Raw genomic sequence first — 22846 nt, 5'->3', positions numbered from 1 at the left:
CCGTGCACCGATCCGCCGGGGCCGAAGCCCCGGCGGACCCGTGGGGACGGGACCTCAGCCGGTCACGACAGCGGCGGGTACGCGTTCTGCATCAGCTGCCGGAACTGGGCGGAGAACCAGTGCCCGGAGATCGGCGCGTCCGGCAGGGCACCGGACATGTTGAAGCCGTTGCGCGCGTTGCCCTCGTAGGTCGGGTCGCACATCCGGTCGAAGCCCTTGCCCTCGGTGTTCGGGATCTCCTTGCTCGCCCCGTCCGACTCGCCCGGCGGCTTCATCCACACGTACGCGTCGATCCCGGCGGCCGGGTTGGCCTGCGGGCGCTCGCCGAAGCCGGCTCCGGACTGGTTGCACCAGTTGCCGACGTGGATGCGGCGGTCGTAGCGTCCGCCGTCGACGTAGGTGTCGACGGAGGTCTGGGCGCCGGGGCCGCTGGGCCGGGCGGTGCCGCCCCAGCCGTTGCGGGAGGTGTCGATCAGCATGCCGATGCCGGACGGGAAACCGACCGAGACCAGCTGGTTGCGGAACGCCTGGGCGAAGGACAGCTCGTCGACGTAGCGGTTCCAGTCGACCCACTTCGACTCGCGGACGGACTTGCCGGCCACGTTGTCGTTGATGGTGAAGTTGTTCTCCTTCAGGGCGCTGTAGTTCGCCGTGTTGGTGATGAAGCCGTGGACGTCGTTGACGGTCGCGCCCTCCGTGGTCGCCGCCTCCTTGAACAGGGTGGCGCTGGCCCCGAAGTTGTCGTCCCAGCCGATCCAGCCGTGGTGGCCGGCGTCGACGTAGTTGTAGACGTTGGGCACGTCACCGAGCTTGTTCAGGGCGTAGCCGACGCCCTTCTGGTAGTTGCCGTTGGCCTTCATCACGTCGCACTGCGGGGTGGCGGTGGGACGGCTGCCGGTGTTGGTGACGAGGTTGGGCAGCGAGTCGATCTCGATGGTCGTGACGATCCGCAGCGAGGCGTACTTCGAGTCGGCGAGGATCGCCTTGATCGGGTCGATGTACTCGGTCTTGTAGCGGCCGATCTCGTCGGGCTTCAGCTCGCCGTTGGAGGCGAGGGCGGCGCAGTCCCGGCCGGGCAGGTTGTAGATGACGAGCTGGACGACGAGCTCGCCGGAGCCCTTCTGCCGCAGCGCCTCGTCGAGGTGGGCGCGCAGGCCCATACCGCCGTTGACGCCGTTGATCGCCGCGATCCGGTCCAGCCAGACACCGGTCGGCTGGTTGGAGATGCGGCTGCCGCCCGGCTCGGCGGCGGCCTTCGCGGACCACTCCGGGTTCACGTACACCTTGGCGCCGGCGTACGGGTTGTTCACCCGGTTGGCGGGGCCGTTCGGGTCCGGCGGCGGATCCGTGGGGCCGCCGGCATCGACGTTGCAGGTCACGCCGTCGAGGGTGAAGGTGGCCGGGATCGCGTTGCTGCCGCTGTAGCTGCCCTGGAAGCCGAAGTTGACCGAACCGCCCGTCGCGAGCTGGGCGTTGTAGCTCTCGTTGGCCGCGGTGACGGCGGGCCCGCTCTGGCTGATCTTGGCGTTCCAGCCGCTGGTGACCTTCTGGTTGCCGGCGTACGACCACTTCAGCGACCACGAGGACTTCGCGGCGCTGTTGTTGGTGACGGTCACGGCGGCGGTGAAGCCGGTGCTCCACTGGTTCTGGATCTTGTAGTCGACGGTGCACGGGACGGCGGCGGTGCCGACGCCGCCCGGGTCGACGGCGAACGCGGTGCCGGTCGCGCCGGCGACCAGGGCCATGGCGGCCAGTAACGCAGTTCTCGTACGGCTCATGAGTGGGGGTTCCTCTTCCTTCGGGTTCGTACGGTCTCCGCAGGTACGTGGGGGGTTCAGAGGTGCGGTGGGACTTCCCGGGGCATGCCGGGGCCGGTGCGGCGTCCTACGCGGCCGACGCCGGGGCAGCAGGGGTCCGCCGCACGCGGGCTCTCACGCCGGCGGCGGCTCCAAGTACTGAACGGGGGGGGTGTCGCATGAGCGACTCCTTGCAGTTCGGGCACGCCGTGACGGACGCGCCGACTGATGGAATCGCTCCCACTGGTGTCAAGGAAGGTAGCGCCAAGTGTGGGCAAAGAACAGGGGAGTAACTGACTTTCGCTCAACACACGGCGTCGAATCTTTTCGACTCTTCAAGGACCTTGACCGATACCACACCCGTCCTCACTATGGGAGCGCTCCCACTGGTTCAAGCCTTGACTTCTCCGAGCCGCAAGGAGGAACCAGCACCATGCATCCCCCACCCCGGAGACGCAGAGCCGTACGGCGCCTGTGGACCGCCGCGCTCGCCGCTCTCGCGCTTCCGTTGACGATGCTCTCCTCAGGGACGACTCCCGCGCAGGCCGCGGCACTCCAGTGCAGTGTCGACTACAAGACGAACGACTGGGGCTCCGGTTTCACGGCGGACCTGACCCTCACCAACCGCGGCACGGACGTCATCGACGGCTGGACGCTGACCTACGCCTACTCCGGCAACCAGAAGCTGGGCAACGGCTGGAACGGCACCTGGTCGCAGTCCGGCCAGACCATCACCGTGAAGAACGCTCAGCACAACGCCCGGGTCGCCGCGGGCGCCGCCGTCTCCACCGGCGCCCAGTTCTCCTACAGCGGCAGCAACACAGCGCCGACGTCCTTCGCGGTCAACGGCACCCCGTGCACCGGCGCGCACCAGCCGCCGATCGCCGTGCTGACCAGCCCGGCCGCGGGCGCCGTCTACAGCCAGGGCGAGGCGGTGCCGCTGGCGGCCACCGCCGCGGCCGCGGACAACGCCACGATCAGCAAGGTGGAGTTCTACGACGACACCAGGCTGCTGGGCACGGACACCAGCGCCCCCTACTCGCTCTCCGTCTCCAATTTGACCGTGGGCAGTCATTCCCTGGTGGCGAAGGCGTACGACAGCATGGGCGCCTCCGCCGACTCCACACCGGTCGGCATCACGGTCGCCGCCGGTCCCACCGTCGTGGCCTCGCCGCTCCAACTGGGCTTGCAGTCGGGCAAGTCGGGCACCTACGAGGTGAAGCTGTCCAAGCAGCCCACCTCCAACGTGACCGTGACCTCGGCCCGCGCGAGCGGCAACGCGAACCTGTCGGTCACGGCCGGCGCCTCGCTCACCTTCACCCCGCAGAACTGGAACACCGCGCAGAAGGTGACCGTCACGGCCGCCAACTCCGGTACCGGCTCGGCCGTGTTCGAGTCGACGGCCGCGGGACACGCCAAGGCCGCGGTCACCGTGACGCAGCTGGCGGCCACGAAGGCGTACGACGCCCGGTTCCTGGAGCTCTACGGGAAGATCACCAACCCGGCGAACGGCTACTTCTCCCCCGAGGGCATCCCCTACCACTCGGTCGAGACGCTGATCGTCGAGGCGCCGGACCACGGCCATGAGACCACCTCGGAGGCGTACAGCTACCTCCTGTGGCTCCAGGCCATGTACGGCAAGGTGACCGGTGACTGGTCGAAGTTCAACGGCGCCTGGGGTCTGATGGAGAAGTACATGATCCCGACCCGCGCCGACCAGCCGACCAACTCCTTCTACAACGCCTCCAAGCCGGCGACCTACGCGCCCGAGCTGGACACACCCAACGAGTACCCGGCCAAGCTCGACGCCGGCGTCTCGGTCGGCCCGGACCCGATCGCGGCCGAGCTGAAGAGCGCGTACGGCACGGACGACGTCTACGGCATGCACTGGCTGCAGGACGTCGACAACGTCTACGGCTTCGGCAACTCGCCCGGCAAGTGCGAGGCGGGGCCCTCGGACACCGGCCCGTCGTACATCAACACCTTCCAGCGCGGTTCGCAGGAGTCGGTGTGGGAGACGGTGCCGCAGCCGACCTGCGACGCCTTCAAGTACGGCGGCAAGAACGGCTACCTGGACCTGTTCACCGGTGACGCCTCCTACGCCAAGCAGTGGAAGTTCACCAACGCGCCGGACGCCGACGCGCGGGCCGTGCAGGCCGCCTACTGGGCGGACCTGTGGGCGAAGGAGCAGGGCAAGGGCGGGGACGTCTCCGCGACGGTCGCCAAGGCGGCCAAGATGGGCGACTACCTGCGCTACTCCATGTTCGACAAGTACTTCAAGAAGGTGGGCAACTGCGTCGGTCCCTCGACCTGCCCGGCGGGCACCGGCAAGGACGCCTCGCACTACCTGATGTCCTGGTACTACGCCTGGGGCGGCGCCACCGACACCAGCGCCGGCTGGGCCTGGCGCATCGGCTCCAGCCACGCCCACGGCGGCTACCAGAACCCGCTGGCCGCGCACGCGCTGGCCAACTACGCCCCGCTGAAGCCCAAGTCGGCGACGGGCGCGGCCGACTGGGCCAAGTCCCTCGACCGGCAGCTGGAGTTCTACCGCTGGCTCCAGTCGAACGAGGGCGCCATCGCGGGCGGCGCGACCAACAGCTGGGCGGGCCGGTACGCGACCCCGCCCGCCGGGAAGTCGACGTTCTACGGCATGTACTACGACGAGAAGCCCGTGTACCACGACCCGCCGTCCAACCAGTGGTTCGGCTTCCAGGCGTGGTCCATGGAGCGGGTCGCCGAGCTGTACCAGCAGACGGGGAACGCGCAGGCCAAGGCGGTCCTCGACAAGTGGGTCGACTGGGCGCTGTCCAAGACCACGTTCAACCCGGACGGCACCTTCCGCATCCCGTCGACGCTGCAGTGGTCGGGCCAGCCCGACACCTGGAACGCGTCGAACCCCGGCTCCAACAGCGGGTTGCGCGTCAGCGTGGTCGACTACACCAACGACGTCGGTGTGGCGGCCGCGTACGCCAAGACGCTGACGTACTACGCCGACCGCTCCGGTGACGCGGAGGCCGCGGCGGCGGCGAAGAAGCTGCTGGACGGGATGTGGGACAACCACCAGGACGCTCTGGGGATCGCCGTCCCGGAGAACCGGGCCGACTACAGCCGGTTCGACGACCCGGTGTACATCCCGAGCGGCTGGACGGGCACGATGCCGAACGGTGACGCGATCAACTCGTCGTCGACGTTCGACTCGATCCGGTCCTTCTACGAGGACGACCCCGCCTGGTCGAAGATCGAGAGCTATCTCGCGGGCGGTGCGGTGCCGTCGTTCACGTATCACCGGTTCTGGGCTCAGGCGGATATCGCGTTGGCCATGGGCTCGTACGCGGAGCTTCTCGAATAGCCCCCGCCGGGCGCTCCGCGGGGCGGGCGTACTTCGGCTGCCGGTCCGTTGTGGCTGGTCGCGCAGTTCCCCGCGCCCCTGACAGCGTCCGAAGCTCCGCGTTCGTGGTCTCGTCACCTGACGACGAGGCCGACCGGCCGGGCGGTCCCCACCCGCACTGGGGGCCGCCCGGCCCTCGCACGTTCCCCCTCCCACGGAAGGAACCCCACCGTGCGAAGAACCCGTATCCTCACGGCCGTGCTGGCGCTGGCCGCCGGGCTGTTGTCGGGCGCGCCCACCGCCCTGGCCGCCGATCCACCGCCGGTGAAGATCGCCGCCGACACGTACACGTGGAAGAACGCCCGGATCGACGGGGGCGGCTTCGTTCCCGGGATCGTCTTCAACCGGACCGAGAAGAACCTCGCCTACGCCCGTACAGACATCGGCGGTGCCTACCGCTGGCAGGAGGCGTCGAAGACCTGGACGCCGCTGCTGGACTCGGTCGGCTGGGACGACTGGGGGCACACCGGTGTGGTGAGCATCGCCTCCGACTCCGTCGATCCGAACCGGGTGTACGCGGCGGTCGGGACGTACACCAACAGCTGGGACCCGAAGAACGGCGCGGTCATGCGCTCCTCGAACCGGGGCGCGAGCTGGCAGAAGGCGAACCTGCCGTTCAAGCTGGGCGGCAACATGCCGGGGCGGGGCATGGGCGAGCGGCTGGCGGTCGACCCGAACCGGAACAGCGTGCTGTATCTGGGGGCGCCCAGCGGCAAGGGGCTGTGGCGGTCGACGGACTCGGGCGTGACCTGGTCGCAGGTGGCGAACTTCCCCAACGCCGGCAACTACGTGGCGGACCCGAGCGACACGTCCGGCTACTCCAGCGACAACCAGGGCATCGTCTGGGTCACCTTCGACGAGTCCACCGGTACGTCGGGCAGCGCCACGAAGACGATCTACGTGGGGGTCGCCGACAAGGACAACGCGGTGTACCGCTCGACGGACGCGGGCGCGACCTGGCAGCGGCTGGCCGGCCAGCCGACCGGCTACCTCGCCCACAAGGGCGTCCTGGACGCGAAGAACGGCTATCTGTACCTCGCGTACAGCGACAAGGGCGGGCCGTACGACGGCGGCAAGGGCCAGTTGTGGCGGTACGCGACCGGGACCGGGGCGTGGACGAACATCAGCCCGGTTGCGGAGGCCGACACGTTTTACGGCTTCAGCGGGCTGACCGTGGACCGGCAGAAGCCGGGCACGGTGATGGCGACCGCGTACAGCGCCTGGTGGCCGGACACGCAGATCTTCCGCTCCACGAACAGCGGCGCGACCTGGACCAAGGCGTGGGACTACACCTCGTACCCCAACCGCGAGAACCGCTACACGATGGACGTCTCGTCCGCGCCGTGGCTGACCTGGGGCGCGAACCCGCAACCGCCGGAGCAGACCCCGAAGCTGGGCTGGATGACGGAAGCCCTGGAGATCGACCCGTTCAACTCGAACCGGATGATGTACGGGACGGGCGCGACGATCTACGGCACGGAGAACCTCGGGAACTGGGACAACGGCGGCAAGTTCACCGTCAAGCCCATGGTGCAGGGCCTGGAGGAGACGGCGGTCAACGACCTCGCCTCTCCCCCGTCGGGCGCCCCGCTGCTGAGCGCGCTGGGTGACATCGGCGGCTTCCGCCACACGGACCTGACGAAGGTCCCGTCGATGATGTTCACGCAGCCGAACTTCACGACGACCACGAGCCTGGACTTCGCCGAGTCGAACCCGAACACGGTCGTCCGGGTCGGCAACCTGGACTCGGGCCCGCACATCGCGTTCTCGACGGACAACGGCGCCAACTGGTTCGCCGGGACCGACCCCTCGGGCGTGAGCGGCGGCGGCACGGTCGCCTCGGCCGCGGACGGCAGCAGGTTCGTGTGGAGCCCCGAGGGCGCCGGCGTGCACCACACGACGGGCTTCGGCACGTCCTGGCAGGCCTCCGGGGGGATCCCAGCCGGGGCGATCGTCGAGTCGGACCGCGTCGATCCGAGGACCTTCTACGGCTTCAAGTCCGGGAAGTTCTACGTCAGTACGGACGGCGGGGCGACGTTCAAGGAGTCCCCGGCCACCGGCCTGCCGAGCGGCGACAGCGTCCGCTTCAAGGCCCTGCCCGGCGGGAAGGGCGACATCTGGCTGGCGGGCGGCGCGCCGGACGGGGCGTACGGCCTGTGGCACTCCACGGACGGCGGCACGAGCTTCACCAAGCTCCCGAACGTCGAGCAGGCCGACACCGTCGGCTTCGGCAAGGCGGCGCCCGGCGCCTCCTACCAGACGCTCTACACCAGCGCCAAGATCGGCGGCGTACGCGGCATCTTCCGCTCCACGGACAAGGGCGCGAGCTGGACACGCGTCAACGACGACGCCCACCAGTGGGGCTGGACGGGCGCGGCGATCACCGGTGACCCGCGGGTGTACGGCCGTGTCTACGTCTCGACGAACGGCCGCGGGGTCATCTACGGCGACAGCTCCGACGGCGGCACGACGGGCCCGGGGCCGGGTCCCACGCCGACCGGCGCCTGCAAGGTCACGTACAAGGTCACCAGCCAGTGGTCGGGCGGTTTCCAGGCGGACGTCCAGCTCACCAACACCGGTACCGGCCCCTGGAACGGCTGGTCGCTGAACTGGGCCTTCGCCGACGGCCAGAAGCTGACCCAGGCGTGGAACGCCGAGGCGGCGCAGTCGGGTACGACGGTGACGGCGAAGAACGTCGGCTGGAACGGCACGGTGGCGGCGGGTGCGTCGGTGAGCTTCGGCTTCACGGCGAACTGGTCGGGAACGAACACGAAACCGGCCGCGTTCAAGCTGGGCGACCAGAGCTGCAGCTGACGCGGGGTGGGTGCGCTGTCCTCCGGGGCAGCGCACCCACGGGTGTCATGGGGTGTAGACCGTCGGCCTGGGCGGCGTCGCCATGCCGCTGCCGAGGAAGAAGCTCGGGTGCGGGGGCTGGTTGTAGGCCGTGTTCTGCCAGGCCAGGGCCGTGCGGTACTGGGTGTCGTGGAGCAGGGTCGTGACCTTCGTGCTGGTCTCGTGCGGGGTCGAGTAGATGCGCAGCGCCGTGTTGTTGCTGGTGCGCCAGACGACCTCCTCGCGCCAGTCGCCGAGGATGTCCCCGGAGAGGACCGGGGTGGACTTCGTGCCGTTGTTGGACGAGACGCCGGAGCCGGTCAGCAGGCGGGGGTCGCCGGACGTGCCGTACTTGTCGATGCGGGTGCCGTCGAGGAGTTCGCGGACCGGGTCGCCGTCCCACCAGGACAGGAAGTTGATGCTGGACGGCTCCCGGCCCAGGGAGGCGCCGGTCGCCGAGCGCAGGGTGGTGTCGGCGGCGGACCAGGCCTCGGCGCCCGGGCTGCCGGCGTGGACGTCGGCGGCGACGCCCCGGCCGTTGTCGGAGCCCGACGCCGTCTGCCAGAGGATCTGGCCGGTGCGGGCGTCGGCCATCCAGGAGCCGGGCTTGCTGGAGTCCTCGGAGACCTTGAAGTACTCCAGGCCCGCGCGGGACGGGTTGAGGTCGCCGACGTGGCCGGCGTCGCCGTGGCCCAGCCTCGTGGTCCACAGGCCGCTGCCGTTGTCGTCCACGGTCATCGCGCCGTAGACGATCTCGTCCTTGCCGTCCCCGTCGACGTCCGCGACGGACAGGCTGTGGTTGCCCTGGCCGTCGTAGCCCTTGCCGCTGTTGGTGGAGGAGCTGGTGTCGAAGGTCCAGCGGCGGGTGAACTGGCCGTTGCGCCAGTCCCAGGCCGCGATCACGCTGCGGGTGTAGTAGCCGCGCGCCATGATCAGGGATGGGCGGGAGCCGTCCAGGTAGGCCGTGCCCGCGAGGAAGCGGTCGACGCGGTTGCCGTAGTTGTCGCCCCACGAGGAGACGTTGCCCCGGGCCGGGACGTAGTCGACGCTCTGCATCGCCTTGCCCGTCTGGCCGTTGAACATCGTCAGGAACTCGGGGCCGGACAGCACGTAGCCGCCGGAGTTGCGGTGGTCGGCGGAGGAGGAGCCGATGACCGCGCCGGTGCCGTCCTTCGTGCCGTCGGCGGTCTTCATGGCGACCTCGGCCTTGCCGTCGCCGTCGTAGTCGTACACCTGGAACTGCGTGTAGTGGGCGCCGGAGCGGATGTTGCGGCCCAGGTCGATGCGCCACAGCCGGGTGCCGTCGAGCTTGATGCCGTCGACGATCGTGTTTCCCGTGTAGCCGGACTGGGAGTTGTCCTTGGCGTTGGTGGGCTGCCACTTCAGGACGATGTCCAGGGCGCCGTCGCCGTCGAGGTCGCCGACGGAGGCGTCGTTGGCCTCGTAGGTGTACGCCACCCCGTCGGGGGTCGTGCCGCCGGCGGGCGGGGAGATCGGGACGTCCTTGTAGCCGGTGCGGAACTGGACCGCGTGCACCGAGTCGCCCTGCTCCGTGCCGTTCACCACCGCGCGGACGGTGTAGTCGGCCTGGGAGGGGGCGCCGGAGTGGAAGTAGTTCGTGGTGCCCGTGATCGGCGTGGAGTTGACCTTCGTGCCGGCCCGGTACACGTTGAACGACACGTCGTTCGGGTCGGTGCCCAGCCAGCGCCAGCTGATCAGGTTGCCGCTGCCGGTGTGGACGCTGACCACGCCCCGGTCGAGCTTCTCGACCTGCCGGGCGGTGGCCGCCCGGGCCTCGTCCTGCGTGGCGAACGTGGTCAGACCGGCGCCGACCAGGGCCGCCGCGGTCACGGCCACGGGGAGGATCAGGCGGCGTCTGCGGTGCCTGTGCGGGTGCTTCACTGACGGACCTCCTGGGGAGATGGGGGGTTCCCTCAGAGGTCGCCGCCGGCGGCCCGGGGGTTGCCGTACCTGTCCGCCATTTCGGCCGCGGTCCGGGCCATCTTCTCGCGCAGTCCGGGCGGTTCGAGCACCTCGATGCCGGAGCCCAGGCGCAGGAACTCGGCGTGGGCGTGGTCGACGGATTCGATGGCCACGGTGACGGTGGTCCAGCCGTCCTCGCCGGGCTGCCCTTCGGTCGCGGCCGCGCCGGGGAGCGTCACGCCCGGCGCCAGCCGGACCACGGCCCGGCCCGTCCGCAGCCGGTGGTGGAAGTCCCGCTGGTACGCCGCCCAGTACCCGGCCAGGTCGAAGTCGTCCGGGCGGGTGAACTCCTCGCCGGTGGCGGTGAGCCGGAGGATCTGGTCGACACGGTAGGTGCGCGGCCCCGGGCCCGCGACGACGTACCAGCGGCCCGCCTTGAGGACCAGCCCGTACGGCTCCAGGCGGCGCTCCACATCGGTGGGCTCACGCCAGCGGCGGTACAGGACGTGCACGGCACGGCGGTTCCAGACGGCGTCGGCGACGGCCGGGAGGTACGGCGTCTCGTCGGCGTCGGCGTACCAGCCGGGGGCGTCGAGGTGGAAGCTGCCGCTGATCCGGTCGGCGTGGGCGCGCAGCTCCGGCGGCAGGGCCGCCCGGACCTTGAGCTGGGCGGCGGCCAGGACGGAGCCGAGTCCGAGCTGGGCGGCGGCGCCGGGCGCGCCGGCGAGGAAGAGGGCCTCGGCCTCGTCGGCGTGAGGCCGGTGAGCCGGGTGCGGTAGCCGTCGATGAGGCGGTAGCCCCCGGCGTGGCCCGCGTCGCCGTACAGCGGGACACCGGCCGCGCTCAGCGCCTCGACGTCCCGGTAGACCGTGCGCACCGACACCTGAAGCTCCTCGGCGAGCTGGGCGGCGGTCATCCGGCCGCGGGTCTGGAGCAGCAGGAGGAGGGAGACGAGTCGGCTGGACTTCACTGACACAGGATGTCAGGGGACCCGCTCTAACGTCCCGGCATGCCCTTCAGCGAGAAACTGCTGACCGTGCCGCCGCCCCTCGAGGTCGCCGGGCGGCACGTCAAGCGCTACCACGTCACCGCCGACCCCGCAGGCGTCGACCCCGAGGTGGAGAAGGCGGCCTACGCCATCCTGCCGGAGCTGCTGCCGGAACCGGACGGCACGCCCCCGGCGGCTTTCGTCGTCCTGCACCGGGGCGGCGACGACGGCGCCTATCTGAACGCGTACAGCTGGGTGTGGGACAACGTCCTGCACTTCCGGGGCGCGGCGGCGGGCCAGCCGGTGCTGGGCTGCCCGGACCGCGACCCGACCCACTTCATCACTCCGGAGCTGCCGTGGATCGGCTGCGTGTGGGAGCTGCCGCCGATCCTGCACGAACGGGACGCCTGGGTGCGGCACCTGCTCGCACCCGAAGTACCCGACCTGCACGCCTACTTGGCCGATTCCCTGCCCGAAGGAACCACCGGAGACCGCACATGAGCAGCGCGCACGACTTCGACTTCTTCCACGGCGACTGGGAGGTCCTGCACCGCCGCCGCACCGACTTCCTCGACCCGGACAGCGGCTGGGACGAGTTCTCGGGCACCAGCCGCTGCCGGCCGCTGTTCGACGGAACCGCGAACCTCGACGAGATCGACATGCCGCACCTGTCGGCCAAGGGCGCGACGCTGCGGCTCTTCGACCCGGAGACCGAACGCTGGTCGCTGAACTGGGCCTCCAGCATCACCGGCACCCTGTTCCCCCCGGTCTTCGGCCGGTTCGAATCAGGACGCGGCCGGTTCTACGGCGACGACACCCACGACGGCAAGGACGTCCGCGTGCGGTTCGTCTGGTCGGGCATCTCCCCCACGACCGCCCGCTGGGAGCAGGCGTTCTCCGTCGACGGCGGAGAGACCTGGCTGACCAACTGGACCATGGACTTCACCCGGCCTTCCGGAACGCCCGCAGGCTGAACACCGGGGCGGGGCGGGGCCGGTCCTGGTCGGGGAGCTGCGCGAGCCGCGCTGCGAAGCCCTCCGCGAGCGGGTCGCCGGGGGGCAGGGTGACGAACCAGCCCCGGCGCAGGTCGGCGATGGTGCGGCGGGGGCTGCGGCCCTGGCCGCGGCCGGTGAAGCGGGCCTGCCCGGCCGGGGCCAGTCCGTGGGCGGCGGCGTGGGACTCGACGTCCGCCGCCGCGTCCCGGACCGGGCTGGGCGGACGCGAGGACAGGACGACATCGATGTCACTGCCCACGTTGTGGGAGGCGGCCTTGTCGACCGTGGTGACGTAGACGCCGCCGGGCCGCAGCACCCGGGCGCACTCGCCGACGATGGCCCGCACCTCGGCGGGCCCGGCGGCCAGGTGCAGCAGCCACACGCTGCACACGGCGTCGAACTCCCCGTCCCGGAACGGCAGCCGCCGGCTGTCGGCGCGCACGACCGCGCCGGGGAGCCGGGCGGCGGCCTGCCGGGTCATCGCCGGCGCGAGGTCGACGCCGGTCACCCGCATGCCGCGGCGCACCGCCGCCAGCCGCCGGGTCACGATGCCGGTGCCGCAGGCGACGTCGAGCAGGCTGCGCGTGTCCGGCGGCAGCAGGCTCAGCGCCGCTTCCGCGGCGGCGGCCGCCCTGGGCTCGCCGCCGCGCGAGGCGTCGTACCGCTCCGCTTCCTTGTCGTAGTCGAGCACGCGGTCAGTGTGCCCCGTGCCCGGGGGCCAGGTCCTCCACCCTGCGGGCGAGCTCGAAGTCCTTCTCGGTGACGGCGCCGCCCGCGCTGTGCGTGTGCACGGACAGGGAGACGCTGTGGTAGCCGAGCGTGAGGTCGGAGTGGTGGTCGAGCTCCTCCTGGACCTGGGCGATGTGCACGACCATCGCCGTCGCCGCGAAGTGCGAGCCCAGCCGGTAGGAGCGGGTGAGGCGGTCCCCGTCGAGCGACCAGCCCGGCAGCTCGGCCAGCCGGTCCTCGACCTCCTTCTGCGACAGCGGTTCGACGGGCATGGGCTGCGCTCCTTCCCTGGCTCCGGTGTCCTCGGTGTCCTCTCAGCCTGCCACAGCAGGACGCCCGAAGCCCTGGTCACAGACGTGTGCCTGTCCGGCACGACCGGTTCTCGACTACGGTCCCGGCATGACCACTCACCCGACCACCGCCGACCAGGGCGTGGGCCCGCTGCTGCGGGCCTGGCGGGAGCAGCGGCGGATCAGCCAGCTGGAGCTGGCCCTGCGCGCGGACTCCTCGGCCCGGCACATCAGCTTCGTCGAGACGGGCCGCTCCCGGCCCAGCGAGGAGATGGTGCTGCGGCTGGCCGAGCATCTGGACGTCCCCGTGCGGGAGCGCAACGCGCTGCTGCTGGCGGCCGGTTACGCCCCACGCTACCCGGAGACCCCGCTGGACGACCCGGCGCTGGGCGCCCTGCGGGAGGGCATCGAGCGGCTGATCGGCGGCTACGAGCCGTATCCGGCGCTGGTGGTGGACGCGCTGTACAACGTGGTGGCGGCCAACCGGGGGATCATGACGCTGGTCGACGGTGTCTCCGAGGCCCTGCTGGAGCCGCCGCTGAACGCGATGCGGCTGGCGCTGCACCCGGAGGGTCTCGCGCCGCGCATCCGCAACCTGCGCGCCTGGCGCGGGCACCTGCTGGAGCAGATGGAGCGGCAGATCGCGCTGCACCGCTCCGAGCCGCTGCGGGCGCTGTACGAGGAGGTGGCGGCGTATCCGGTGCCCGAGGCGGATCCGGCGGAGGAGCCCTCGGAACCGGTGCCGTACTTCGCGCTGCCGCTGCGGATCGAGCACGAGGGACGGACGCTGTCGTTCGTCTCCTCGATCGCCACCTTCAACACGCCGATGGACGTGACCGTCGCCGAGCTGGCCGTCGAGACGCTGCTCCCGGCCGACCCGGCGACGGTCAAGTACCTTCAGGCGCTGCTGCCCTGACGGGCCCTCAGGGCCGTGTACTGGAGGGCGGCGAACCCGGCCACGGTCAGGGCCTGGAGCACCGTCCACACCGCGCCGGCCGTGCTCGGCGAGAGCCACAGCGCCAGGGCCGTGAGGCTCAGCACCGTCCAGGCGAGGTTGGCCTCGACGACGGCCCGCACGCCGAGCGCGGGCGGCCGGCGGCGGGCGGCCAGCAGGCCCACGCCGGCCGCGTAGACCGCGAGGAACGCGCCCACGGCGGTCAGCAGCGTGGCGTCGGCGCCGAGGAACCGGCCGAGCGGGCCGGAGAACGCCAGGTAGGCGAGCGCGTTGCCGCCGGTGACCACGGCGTCCAGGGCCAGGAAGCGGCGCAGCATCGACTGCGGCTCGGAGGTCCGGGCTAGCGCGGCGAGCTGGATCGCGGACATGGGGCATCACACTCCGTCGGGTCGTCGTGCGGCAGGGACCGAGTCCCGGGCCGGAGTGCGCCGGCCCGGGAGCCCGGTGCGTTCACGATCCCGTTCCGGCCGCGCCCGGTCGATTACCCGCGGGGTAATGCCCCGGGCGCTCCCCCGATTCCCGCGATCTCCCACCGTCCGGCCCTGTGATACCGCCGACGCGGCGTGACAGACTGATCGCAGGCTTGGGCACGTTGGGGAGGCGTGGCGTGAGTGAACGGCGGGCCGCACCGACCGTGGGCCAGGTGGTGCTGGGCAAGCGGCTCCAGGAGCTGCGCGAGGCGGCCGGGCTCAGCCGTGACGAGGCCGCGCGGGTGCTGCGCGTCGCCCCCGCGACGGTCCGGCGGATGGAGACCGCCGACGTCGCGCTGAAGATCCCGTACGTGCAGATCCTGCTGGCCGCGTACGGCGTGCCGGAGCACGAGGTGACCGCGTTCGTCGAGCTCGCCGAGGAGGCCAACCGGCCGGGCTGGTGGCAGCGGTTCCACGATGTGCTGCCGGAGTGGTTCAGCCTGTATGTGAGCCTGGAGGGCGCCGCCCGGATCATCCGGTCGTACGAGCCGCACTTCGTGCCGGGGCTGCTCCAGACGGAGGGGTACGCGCGTGCGGTTCTGGAGGCGGGCACGATCGGGAACGCGGGGCCGGAGGCGGTGGAGCGGCACGTGTCGCTGCGGATGGAGCGGCAGCGACTCCTGGAGGGCCCGAACCCGCCGCACGTGTGGGTCATCATGGACGAGACGGTGCTGTGCCGCCCGGTGAGCGTCGACGGCCGGGTGATGCGCGACCAGCTGGACAAGCTGCTGGAGTTCGCCGCCCGCGACCGCGTCACGCTCCAGGTGGCGGAGTTCAAGGACGGCCCGCATCCGGGCACGTACGCGCCGTTCTCGCTGTTCCGCTTCGCCGAGCCGGAGCTGCCCGACATGGTCTTCACCGAGTACCTGACCGGGGCGCTGTACCTGGACTCCCGCAAGGAGGTCTCCGCGCATCTGGAGGTCCTGGACCACATGACGGCCCGTGCGGGCTCCACACAGCGCACGGAGGAGCTGCTGCGGGAGTACCGGGAGCGCTACTGAGCCCGGGGGCTGACCCGTACGGGCCCCGTCGGCAGGTGTGCTCCCCGGCCCGCCCCTAGCGTCGGGACCACGGGGCAGGCAAGGGAGCGCACGCGAAGGAGGGCCGATGCCCGGATTCGAGGTGCTGTACCAGGCGGCCGCGCTGTGCCTGATGTACCCCGACGACGACTTCCGCGCCCGGCTGCCGCTGCTGCGCGAAGCCGCCCCGCAGCTGAGGGAGTTCGCCGACCACGCGGCCGTCACCCCGCCCCGGGAGCTGGCCGCGCACTACGTCGAGGTCTTCGAGTCCGGGCAGGACCACAGCCTGTACCTGAGCGTCTGGCGCGAGGCGGCACCGGCGCCGTCGGAGGAGCTCTACCGCGCGCACGGCCTGGAGACCACCGGCGAGGAACCACCGGACTTCCTGCCCGCGGTCCTGGAGTTCTCGGCCCGCACGGGCACCGCCGAGCTGCTGACGGAGCACCGCGACGGCCTGGACCAGCTCCGCTGCCGCCTCACCGACTTCGGCACGCCGTACGCCACCGTCCTGGACGCGGTCTGCGCGACGCTGCCACCCGTCGCCCCGGCCCGCTAGGCGGCACCGCCCTTCTCGTCCCGCCGGTCCTTCTCGTCGTCCACGATCTCCGCGTCGACCACGCCCTCCTCGTCCCGCGGGGTGCCGGGGGGCTCCTCGGTGGGGGTCTGCTGGGCCTGGGCGTACATCGCCTGGCCCATCTTCTGGCTGACCGAGGCGAGCTTCTCGACGCCGGTGCGCAGGGCGGCAGTGTCCGCCTGCTGGTCCAGCTGCGCCTTCAGGTCGGCGACGGCCGACTCGACCTCGGTTTTGGTGTCGGCCGGGACCTTGTCGGCGTTGTCGCGAAGGAACTTCTCCGTCTGGTAGACGAGTTGCTCGGCCTGGTTGCGGGTCTCGGCGGCCTCGCGGCGCTTGCGGTCCTCCTCGGCGTACTGCTCGGCGTCCCGCATCATGCGGTCGATGTCCTCCTTGGGCAGGGCCGAGCCGCCGGTGACGGTCATCTTCTGCTCGCGGCCGGTGGCCATGTCCTTGGCGGAGACGTGCATGATGCCGTTGGCGTCGATGTCGAAGGCCACCTCGATCTGCGGCACGCCGCGCGGCGCCGGCGGCAGGCCCGTCAGGTCGAAGACGCCGAGCTTCTTGTTGTAGGCGGCGATCTCCCGCTCGCCCTGGTAGACCTGGATGCCGACCGAGGGCTGGTTGTCGGTCGCCGTCGTGAAGATCTCCGAACGCCGCGTCGGGATCGTGGTGTTGCGTTCGATGAGCTTCGTCATGATGCCGCCCTTGGTCTCGATGCCCAGGGACAGCGGGGTGACGTCGAGCAGCAGCACGTCCTTGACGTCGCCGCGCAGGACGCCCGCCTGGAGGGCGGCGCCGACGGCCACGACCTCGTCGGGGTTGACGCCCTTGTGCGGGTCCTTGCCGGTGAGTTCCTTGACCAGGTCGGTCACCGCGGGCATCCGGGTCGAGCCGCCGACCAGGATCACGTGGTCGATCGCGGACAGCTTCACTCCGGCGTCCTTGACCGCCTGGTGGAAGGGCGCCTTGCAGCGGTCGAGCAGGTCGGCGGTGAGCTCCTGGAACTGCGCCCGGGTGAGCTTCTCGTCGAGGTGCAGCGGCCCTTCCGCGGAGGCCGTGATGTAGGGCAGGTTGATCGTCGTCTCGGTGGAGCTGGACAGCTCGATCTTGGCCTTCTCGGCGCCCTCGCGCAGCCGCTGCACGGCCATCTTGTCCTTGCCGAGGTCTACGCCGTACTGCCCCTTGAAGCGCTTGATCAGGTACTCGACGATCCGCTGGTCCCAGTCGTCGCCGCCGAGGTGGGTGTCGCCGTTGGTGGCCTTGACCTCGATGACGCCCTCGCCCATCTCCAGCAGGGACACGTCGAAGGTGCCGCCGCCGAGGTCGAAGACGAGGACCGTCTGGTCGTTCTCCTTGTCCAGGCCGTAGGCGAGGGCCGCGGCCGTCGGCTCGTTGATGATCCGCAGCACCTTCAGGCCCGCGATCTCACCGGCCTCCTTGGTCGACTGGCGCTGGGTGTCGTCGAAGTACGCCGGGACGGTGATCACCGCTTCGGTGACGTCCTCGCCGAGGTAGGACTCCGCGTCCCGCTTCAGTTTCTGGAGCACGCGCGCGGACAGCTCCTGCGCCCGGTAGCGGGTGCCGTCGATGTCGCCGTGCTCCGGGAAGCGCCAGCTCGTGTCTCCCATGTACCGCTTGACCGAGCGGGCGGTGCGCTCCACGTTCGTCACGGCCTGCCGCTTGGCGACCTCGCCGACCAGCACCTCGCCGTTCTTGGCGAACGCCACGACCGAGGGCGTGGTCCTGGCGCCCTCCGCGTTGGCGATGACGGTGGGCTCGCCGCCCTCCAGCACCGCGACCACGGAGTTCGTGGTTCCGAGGTCGATCCCGACCGCACGTCCCATCGCTGTCCCCTTCCGCCAGGGCGCTCTGTCTACACTCCAGCACAAAACTTGAGTGCGTTCTTGTCAATGCCGCGCGGGGGTGATCGGCCCCCGGAGCGCCACGGCGCGCCGGGGCCGGTCGGTGACGAGCACGTCCACGCGAGGGTGGGCGAGGAAGGCCCGCATCAGGGTGTCGTCGTTGACCGTCCACACCATGGTGAACAGGCCGTGCCGGGTCGCCTCGCGCAGCACGGTGGTCCTGGCCAGCCGCTGGTGCACGGCGACGCCGTGGGCCCCGCAGGCGCGGATGCGGCGGGCCGGGAACAGCTCGCTCAGCCGTGTCCCGGGCAGCCGGGCCAGGGCCAGCTCGCGGCGGTCGCGCCCCAGGGAGAGGGCGGTGCGCACGCCGGGGTGGGCCCGTGCGACGGCGGCGACGGAACGGTCCTCCAGCGTGGTCACGACCAGCCCGTCCTCACCGAGCAGGGCGACGGCCCGGTCGATCACCTCGCGCTCATAGCCCACCTCCTTCAGGTCCAGGTGGGCCACGAGCCTCCCGGCGATCAGTGCCATGACCTCCTCCACGACCGGCACCTCGTATCCGGCCCGCTCGCACAGCTCGGCGTGGGTGAGCGCGGACAGCGGCGGTCCGGTGGGGCCCACCCGGGGGTCGTGGTAGACGACGAGGACCCCGTCCCCCGTGCGGCGGATGTCGAACTCGACGTACTCCGCGCCGGACTCCAGCGCGTCCTCGTAGGCCTCCCAGGTGGCGGGGCCGGCGCGCTCGGAGCCGCCCCGGTGGGCGGAGACGGCGGGGCGTGGCGTCATGGTCGTCGGCTCCCGGAGGGCGAGCGCGGAGGCGGGAGGGGGGCGAAGTCGTCGTCGGGCGCGGGCAGCAGCGAGCCCGAGCCGGTGCGGACCCGTCTCAGCAGGACCCAGCCGATCACGACCAGCACGACGAAGGGAAGCCAGGCCAGCGCGTACGCCGTTCCGTAGGCGCGCAGGTCCAGGATGGAGCGGTGCTCGTCCACGTTCGTGCCGTTCACGCCGAAGAAGGCCAGCAGCAGCGTCGGCGGCAGCGCGATCAGCGTGGCGGCGGCGAGGAGGCCGGAGACGGTGCGGTCGCGGCGGTCGTCGCGCTCGGCGAGCTCGGCGTCCAGGGCGGCGGAGCGGGCGCTGATCACCGAGGTCAGCCGCTCGACCATGCGGGCCGAGTTCTCCAGGCTGTCGCGGATGCCCAGCGCGTCGCGCAGCGAGGACTGGAAGGCCTCCGTGACCATCTCGGGGATCAGCAGGCTGTCGACGTAGGCCTCGACGCCGAAGGCGAGGTCGAGCTGGAGTTCGTTGACCCCCGCGGAGAGGCGGGAGATCAGGGAGCGGATCTCGGTGGGCGAGTCGGCGAGGGCCCGCTCGTTGGCCTTCATCATGGCGAACGCCGCGAGGCGGGTGCGCTGGAGCACCGACAGGGCGGAGATCATGCCGACGGCGACGAGCATCAGGCCGTTCTCGACATGCGGGGCCCAGCCGGCCTGGACGGAGACGCCGCGGCCGAGGGCGGACAGGGTGAGGCCGTGGTTCCTGAGGTGCGGCGCGAGGCCCGGGTCGTAGGGCGCGGCCGGGTTCCACGGCATCCTGCCGCGGTAGACGATCTCGTTGAGCAGGACGGCCTTGCGGGCCTCGTCGGCGGTGAGCAGCTCCCGCTGCAACCGGCCGCCGGGGAAGACGAGTTGGTGCACGTTCTGGCCGAGGGCGAGGGGCCGGCCGCCGAGCTGTGCCGACAGCGCCGTCAGGAGCGGGCGGTCGTCGAGTTCGATCCGCTCCCGGTCGAAGCAGGTGGTGGCCAGCCAGACGGCGAGGTCGCCGGCCGTGGTCTCACCGGCGAAGGCGCAGTCCACGACCAGGGTGGCGTCGCCGCGCGGGGTGGTGACGACGAGGAGCCGCAAGGAGGCGAGGCCCAGGCCGTGGTCGCCGTGCGGCAGCCGCAGCCGGCGCGGCGCCACCCGCTCGTCGAGCACCGGGACGGGGAGTACGTCCTGGCTGGTCATCAGGTGGGAGGCGAAGCGGCCGTAGTCGTAGCGGTCGACGAGGGCGCCGAGGGCGGTGTCCCGGGGGCGCAGCCGGCCGGAGAGGCTGAACAGCAGCAGGACGCGGGTCCGGTCACGGGTGGCGGAGTCGAGCACCGTCGCGTTCGTGGACGTCCCCGGCAGCATCGCGTTCCTTCCCGCCCATCGGTTCGAAAGCGTCTGGTTCATACCCCGGCCGCGGGTCGTGAACCGACGGCGTCGCGCGGGCCGCCCCGGGTGGGCGGGCCCGCGCGACGCCGGGTGGGCCGGGTCAGGCGAGCTTGGCGGTCAGGGTGATGGGCGTGGCCTTGAGGGCCTGGCTGACCGGGCAGCCGACCTTGGCCTCCTCGGCGGCGGACAGGAAGGCCGCCTCGTCCATGCCGGGGACGGTGCCCTCGACGGTGAGGTGGATGCCGGTGATGCCCTCACCGGGCTGGAAGGTGACGTCGGCGTTGGTCACCAGCCTGGTCGGCGGGGTGCCGGCCTTGTCGAGGATGTTGGAGAAGGCCATCGAGAAGCAGCTGGCGTGCGCGGCGGCGATCAGCTCCTCCGGGCTGGTCTTCCCGCCCGGCTCCTCTGTGCGGGCCGCCCAGGTGACCGGCTGCTCGCTGAGGATGCCGGAGGAGTCGAAGGTGACGGCACCGTTGCCCTTGAAGAGGTTGCCTTCCCAGACGGTGTGTGCGGAGCGCGTGGCTGCCATGACGCATCCTTTCGAAAATGTCCGGCTGTGCTTGTCTTTAGTGGTCCAAGAGACCCGTTGCCGGGTTCCTGGCCCCCATCCGATCACACTACGGCCCAACTCACGCGGAAGACCGGGCCCCTGGCGGTGAGCGGCGGCCGTGCACGGCCCGGTTTCAGGCGGCGCGCTCCTCGCTCGTCTCCAGCGGCACCTGCGGTCCGTTCGACTCGCGCAGCCAGCGGTGCAGGACGCGGTGGACGTGCTCCGCGCCGACGAGCTCCTCCCCGTCCTCCAGCGGTGCGGACAGGACGAGCGGCGACAGCAGGAACGGTTTGCCCTGGGCGCCGCCGAGGCCGCCGTGGGAGCCGATCTGCTCCTCGAAGGCGAGGACTTCGCCGTCGGCCGGGTCGTGGAAGGAGTTGACCATGATGTCGGCCGCGTGCGGGAAGGTGTGCGTACGGCGTACCGCGTCGGCGGCGCCCGGCCCGAACGGGGCGAGCGGGCCCGGGTCGGCGTCGAGGTCGGCCAGCGGGATCTCCGCGCCGTAGGCGCCGAGGACGACACCGCCGTGCTCCTCGCTGCGGACCAGCAGGAAGCCGATGCCGGGGTGGTTGGCGAGGGTCGGCAGCAGCGCGGGGTGGCGGGCGTCGATCTCCTCCTTGCTCATCCGGTGCGTGACGTCCGGGAAGGAGACCAGGCCGAGGTTGCCGGAGGCCAGCACGATCGGCTCCGAGCGGCGCGCGGGGCGGTGCAGCTCGCCGCCCTCCTCGACCGGGATGCGCAGGGCGGCCCGTACGGCGGTGCGGGCCTCGGCGCCGCTGCGGGTGCGCTCCGCCCGGCGCGGCACGGGCAGTCCGCAGCCCGCCCGCACCAGGTCGCCGAGGGTGAGGCCGTAACGGGAGCGGAACGTCTCGCCGGGGCTCTGGCCGTGGTCGGACAGCACGACGATCCGGTAGGGGCGCGGGGCGTGCTCGGCGACGTTCTCGATCAGGGCGAGGGAGCGGTCGAGGCGTTCCAGGACCTTCTGCGCGTCGCGGCTCGCCGGGCCGGAGTGGTGGGCGACCTCGTCGTAGGCCACGAGGTCGGCGTAGACGGCGGTGCGGCCGGCGAGCATGTCGCCCATCACGGCGGCGACGACGACGTCCCGCTCGACGACGGTCGCGAAGGCGCGGATGAACGGGTAGAGGCCGCCCCGGGAGACGCGCGGGCGCTGCTTGCGCAGCCCCGCCCGGGTGGACTGGCCGATCTCCCGGCCCGCCTCGGCGACGAAGGACAGGGCCGTGCGCACGGCGTTGGCCGGGTCGGAGAAGTAGGCGAAGTAGCCCGCCCGGGAGCGGTTCTCGCGGCTGCGGCGGCGGGTGGCGATCGACAGCACGAGGGCCAGCTGCTCGGCGCCGCCGCTGAACAGGTTGCCGCGGCTGGCGCCGTCGACGCTGAGCAGACCGCCGTGTCCCGCCTGTCCGGCGGCACGGCGCTGGAGTTCGGCGGCGCTGGTCGGGCGGTTGCAGACGACGATCTCGCGGGTGTCCTTCTCGTACCAGCGGAACGCGGGGACGTCGTGGTTGCTGCCGTGCAGGATGCCGAGCTGGCTGGCGCCGGTCTGGCTGGACCAGTCGGTGCGCCAGGGCGTGAGGCGGTGGGTGGGGCGGCCGCCGTCCCCGGTGCCGAGCCAGCGGGCGACGGTGGGCATCAGGCCCTTGCCGACGGCGTCCAGCAGGGTGTCGTGGCCGACGCCGTCGAGTTGCAGGAAGACCGTGCCGGGGCCGGCCGGGCAGGGCGGTCCGGACCTGCGGCGGCGGTCGGAGAGGCGGTACAGCCGGCGGCGGTAGGCGTCGTCGTCGCGCACGGCCAGGGCGGCGCCGGTCGCCGATGCCACGGCCGACATCACGGCGGCGACCACGACGGCGGTCTCCGGGGCGGCGGTGCCGCGCTCCCCGGGGTCGAGACGCAGGGCGAGCAGCAGCAGCGCGCCGTTGAGGAAGAACACCAGCAGCCCGAGCACGAGCGCCGGTACGAGGAGCAGGAGGCGGACGAGCAGCGGCCACACCACGGCCGACAGCAGCCCGAAGGCGCCGGCGCCGAAGGCCGCCGTGACGGCGATGTCGGTCGCGCTGTCACCGTCGGCCGACCGGAGCCGGAAGTCCGGCAGGATCCCGGCGAGCACCAGCATGGTGACGGTGGAGACCGCCCACACGGCGACGCTCCGCCCCACCTGACTGGCGACCCGCCGCCACCGCACGCCCCGCACGCCCAGCCACCTCACGTCCCGGCCCGTCGCGACCACGGGCCCTCCCCCACAGTGCCACAACGCCCTGGGGTCGC

Annotated in this window: 17 protein-coding genes and 1 pseudogene; 7 read left to right on the top strand and 11 right to left on the bottom strand. The window is 71.6% G+C overall.

Features of this window, described 5'->3' with window-relative positions; genetic code table 11:
• Positions 1–62: 62 nt before the first annotated feature.
• Positions 63–1778: a glycoside hydrolase family 6 protein gene (locus IE255_RS12255; protein WP_190050243.1), complete on the bottom strand. Its 1716-nt coding sequence runs from the start codon at positions 1776–1778 to the stop codon at positions 63–65.
• 451 nt (positions 1779–2229) lie between these two features.
• On the opposite strand from IE255_RS12255, the gene IE255_RS12250 reads away from it, so the two are divergent.
• Both IE255_RS12250 and IE255_RS12245 read left to right on the top strand, forming a co-directional pair.
• Positions 2230–5148: a glycoside hydrolase family 48 protein gene (locus tag IE255_RS12250; protein ID WP_190050242.1), complete on the top strand. Its 2919-nt coding sequence runs from the start codon at positions 2230–2232 to the stop codon at positions 5146–5148.
• A gap of 210 nt (positions 5149–5358) precedes the next feature.
• The gene (locus tag IE255_RS12245) at positions 5359–8001 is read left to right on the top strand and encodes a cellulose binding domain-containing protein (protein WP_190050241.1); all 2643 of its coding nucleotides are present in this window, start codon (positions 5359–5361) and stop codon (positions 7999–8001) included.
• 45 nt (positions 8002–8046) lie between these two features.
• Here IE255_RS12245 and IE255_RS12240 read toward each other — a convergent pair whose 3' ends face one another.
• Positions 8047–9921 (bottom strand): rhamnogalacturonan lyase, encoded by a 1875-nt coding sequence (locus tag IE255_RS12240; protein ID WP_190050240.1) that lies wholly within the window; start codon positions 9919–9921, stop codon positions 8047–8049.
• A 32-nt stretch (positions 9922–9953) separates the two neighbouring features.
• Positions 9954–10912 (bottom strand): annotated as a pseudogene (locus tag IE255_RS12235) (helix-turn-helix transcriptional regulator).
• Between the two features lie 39 nt (positions 10913–10951).
• Here IE255_RS12235 and IE255_RS12230 point away from each other — a divergent pair.
• Both IE255_RS12230 and IE255_RS12225 read left to right on the top strand, forming a co-directional pair.
• Complete coding sequence (locus tag IE255_RS12230; RefSeq protein WP_190050239.1) at positions 10952–11431, top strand: hypothetical protein; 480 nt, start codon at positions 10952–10954, stop codon at positions 11429–11431.
• Entirely contained in the window at positions 11428–11904 is a 477-nt protein-coding gene (locus tag IE255_RS12225; RefSeq protein ID WP_190050238.1) for a hypothetical protein, read from the top strand. Before IE255_RS12230 ends, IE255_RS12225 begins: the two co-directional genes overlap by 4 nt.
• On the opposite strand, the gene IE255_RS12220 is transcribed toward IE255_RS12225, so the two are convergent.
• The gene (locus tag IE255_RS12220) at positions 11873–12616 is read right to left on the bottom strand and encodes a class I SAM-dependent methyltransferase (RefSeq protein ID WP_190050237.1); all 744 of its coding nucleotides are present in this window, start codon (positions 12614–12616) and stop codon (positions 11873–11875) included. The genes IE255_RS12225 and IE255_RS12220 overlap by 32 nt on opposite strands.
• A 4-nt stretch (positions 12617–12620) precedes the next feature.
• Entirely contained in the window at positions 12621–12926 is a 306-nt protein-coding gene (locus IE255_RS12215) for a 4a-hydroxytetrahydrobiopterin dehydratase (RefSeq protein ID WP_190050236.1), read from the bottom strand.
• 127 nt (positions 12927–13053) lie between these two features.
• Between IE255_RS12215 and IE255_RS12210 the strand changes: the two genes are divergently transcribed.
• On the top strand, positions 13054–13860 hold the full coding sequence (locus IE255_RS12210) for a helix-turn-helix domain-containing protein (protein WP_190050235.1): 807 nt from the start codon (positions 13054–13056) through the stop codon (positions 13858–13860).
• On the opposite strand, the gene IE255_RS12205 is transcribed toward IE255_RS12210, so the two are convergent.
• Positions 13842–14267 carry a hypothetical protein gene (locus IE255_RS12205; protein ID WP_190050234.1) on the bottom strand — a complete coding sequence of 142 codons (426 nt, stop codon included), beginning with the start codon at positions 14265–14267 and terminating at the stop codon, positions 13842–13844. The genes IE255_RS12210 and IE255_RS12205 overlap by 19 nt on opposite strands.
• 239 nt (positions 14268–14506) lie before the next feature.
• On the opposite strand from IE255_RS12205, the gene IE255_RS12200 reads away from it, so the two are divergent.
• Positions 14507–15370 carry a Sco1979 family transcriptional regulator gene (locus tag IE255_RS12200; protein ID WP_190050233.1) on the top strand — a complete coding sequence of 288 codons (864 nt, stop codon included), beginning with the start codon at positions 14507–14509 and terminating at the stop codon, positions 15368–15370.
• 106 nt (positions 15371–15476) lie between these two features.
• On the top strand, positions 15477–15944 hold the full coding sequence (locus IE255_RS12195; protein WP_190050232.1) for a nitrate reductase molybdenum cofactor assembly chaperone: 468 nt from the start codon (positions 15477–15479) through the stop codon (positions 15942–15944).
• Here the strand turns inward: IE255_RS12195 and dnaK are convergent.
• From dnaK to IE255_RS12170, 5 genes are all read right to left on the bottom strand, one after another.
• A complete protein-coding gene (dnaK, locus tag IE255_RS12190) occupies positions 15941–17806 on the bottom strand; it encodes a molecular chaperone DnaK (RefSeq protein WP_190050231.1) in 1866 nt (621 codons plus the stop codon). The two genes, IE255_RS12195 and dnaK, sit on opposite strands and share 4 nt — an antisense overlap.
• Positions 17807–17869: 63 nt before the next feature.
• Complete coding sequence (locus IE255_RS12185) at positions 17870–18610, bottom strand: glycerophosphodiester phosphodiesterase family protein (RefSeq protein ID WP_190050230.1); 741 nt, start codon at positions 18608–18610, stop codon at positions 17870–17872.
• Entirely contained in the window at positions 18607–19992 is a 1386-nt protein-coding gene (locus tag IE255_RS12180; RefSeq protein WP_190050229.1) for a hypothetical protein, read from the bottom strand. The genes IE255_RS12185 and IE255_RS12180 overlap by 4 nt, the downstream gene beginning before the upstream one ends.
• A gap of 124 nt (positions 19993–20116) precedes the next feature.
• The gene (locus IE255_RS12175; RefSeq protein ID WP_190050228.1) at positions 20117–20545 is read right to left on the bottom strand and encodes an OsmC family protein; all 429 of its coding nucleotides are present in this window, start codon (positions 20543–20545) and stop codon (positions 20117–20119) included.
• 154 nt (positions 20546–20699) lie between these two features.
• Positions 20700–22772, bottom strand: coding sequence for a phage holin family protein (locus IE255_RS12170; protein WP_190050742.1), 2073 nt, complete (start codon positions 22770–22772; stop codon positions 20700–20702).
• Positions 22773–22846 lie beyond the last annotated feature (74 nt).

It is taken from the genome of Streptomyces lomondensis, assembly GCF_014651035.1.
In the GTDB taxonomy this organism is placed as follows: Bacteria; Actinomycetota; Actinomycetes; order Streptomycetales; family Streptomycetaceae; genus Streptomyces; species Streptomyces lomondensis.
This window is presented reverse-complemented; position numbering and strand designations above follow the sequence as displayed.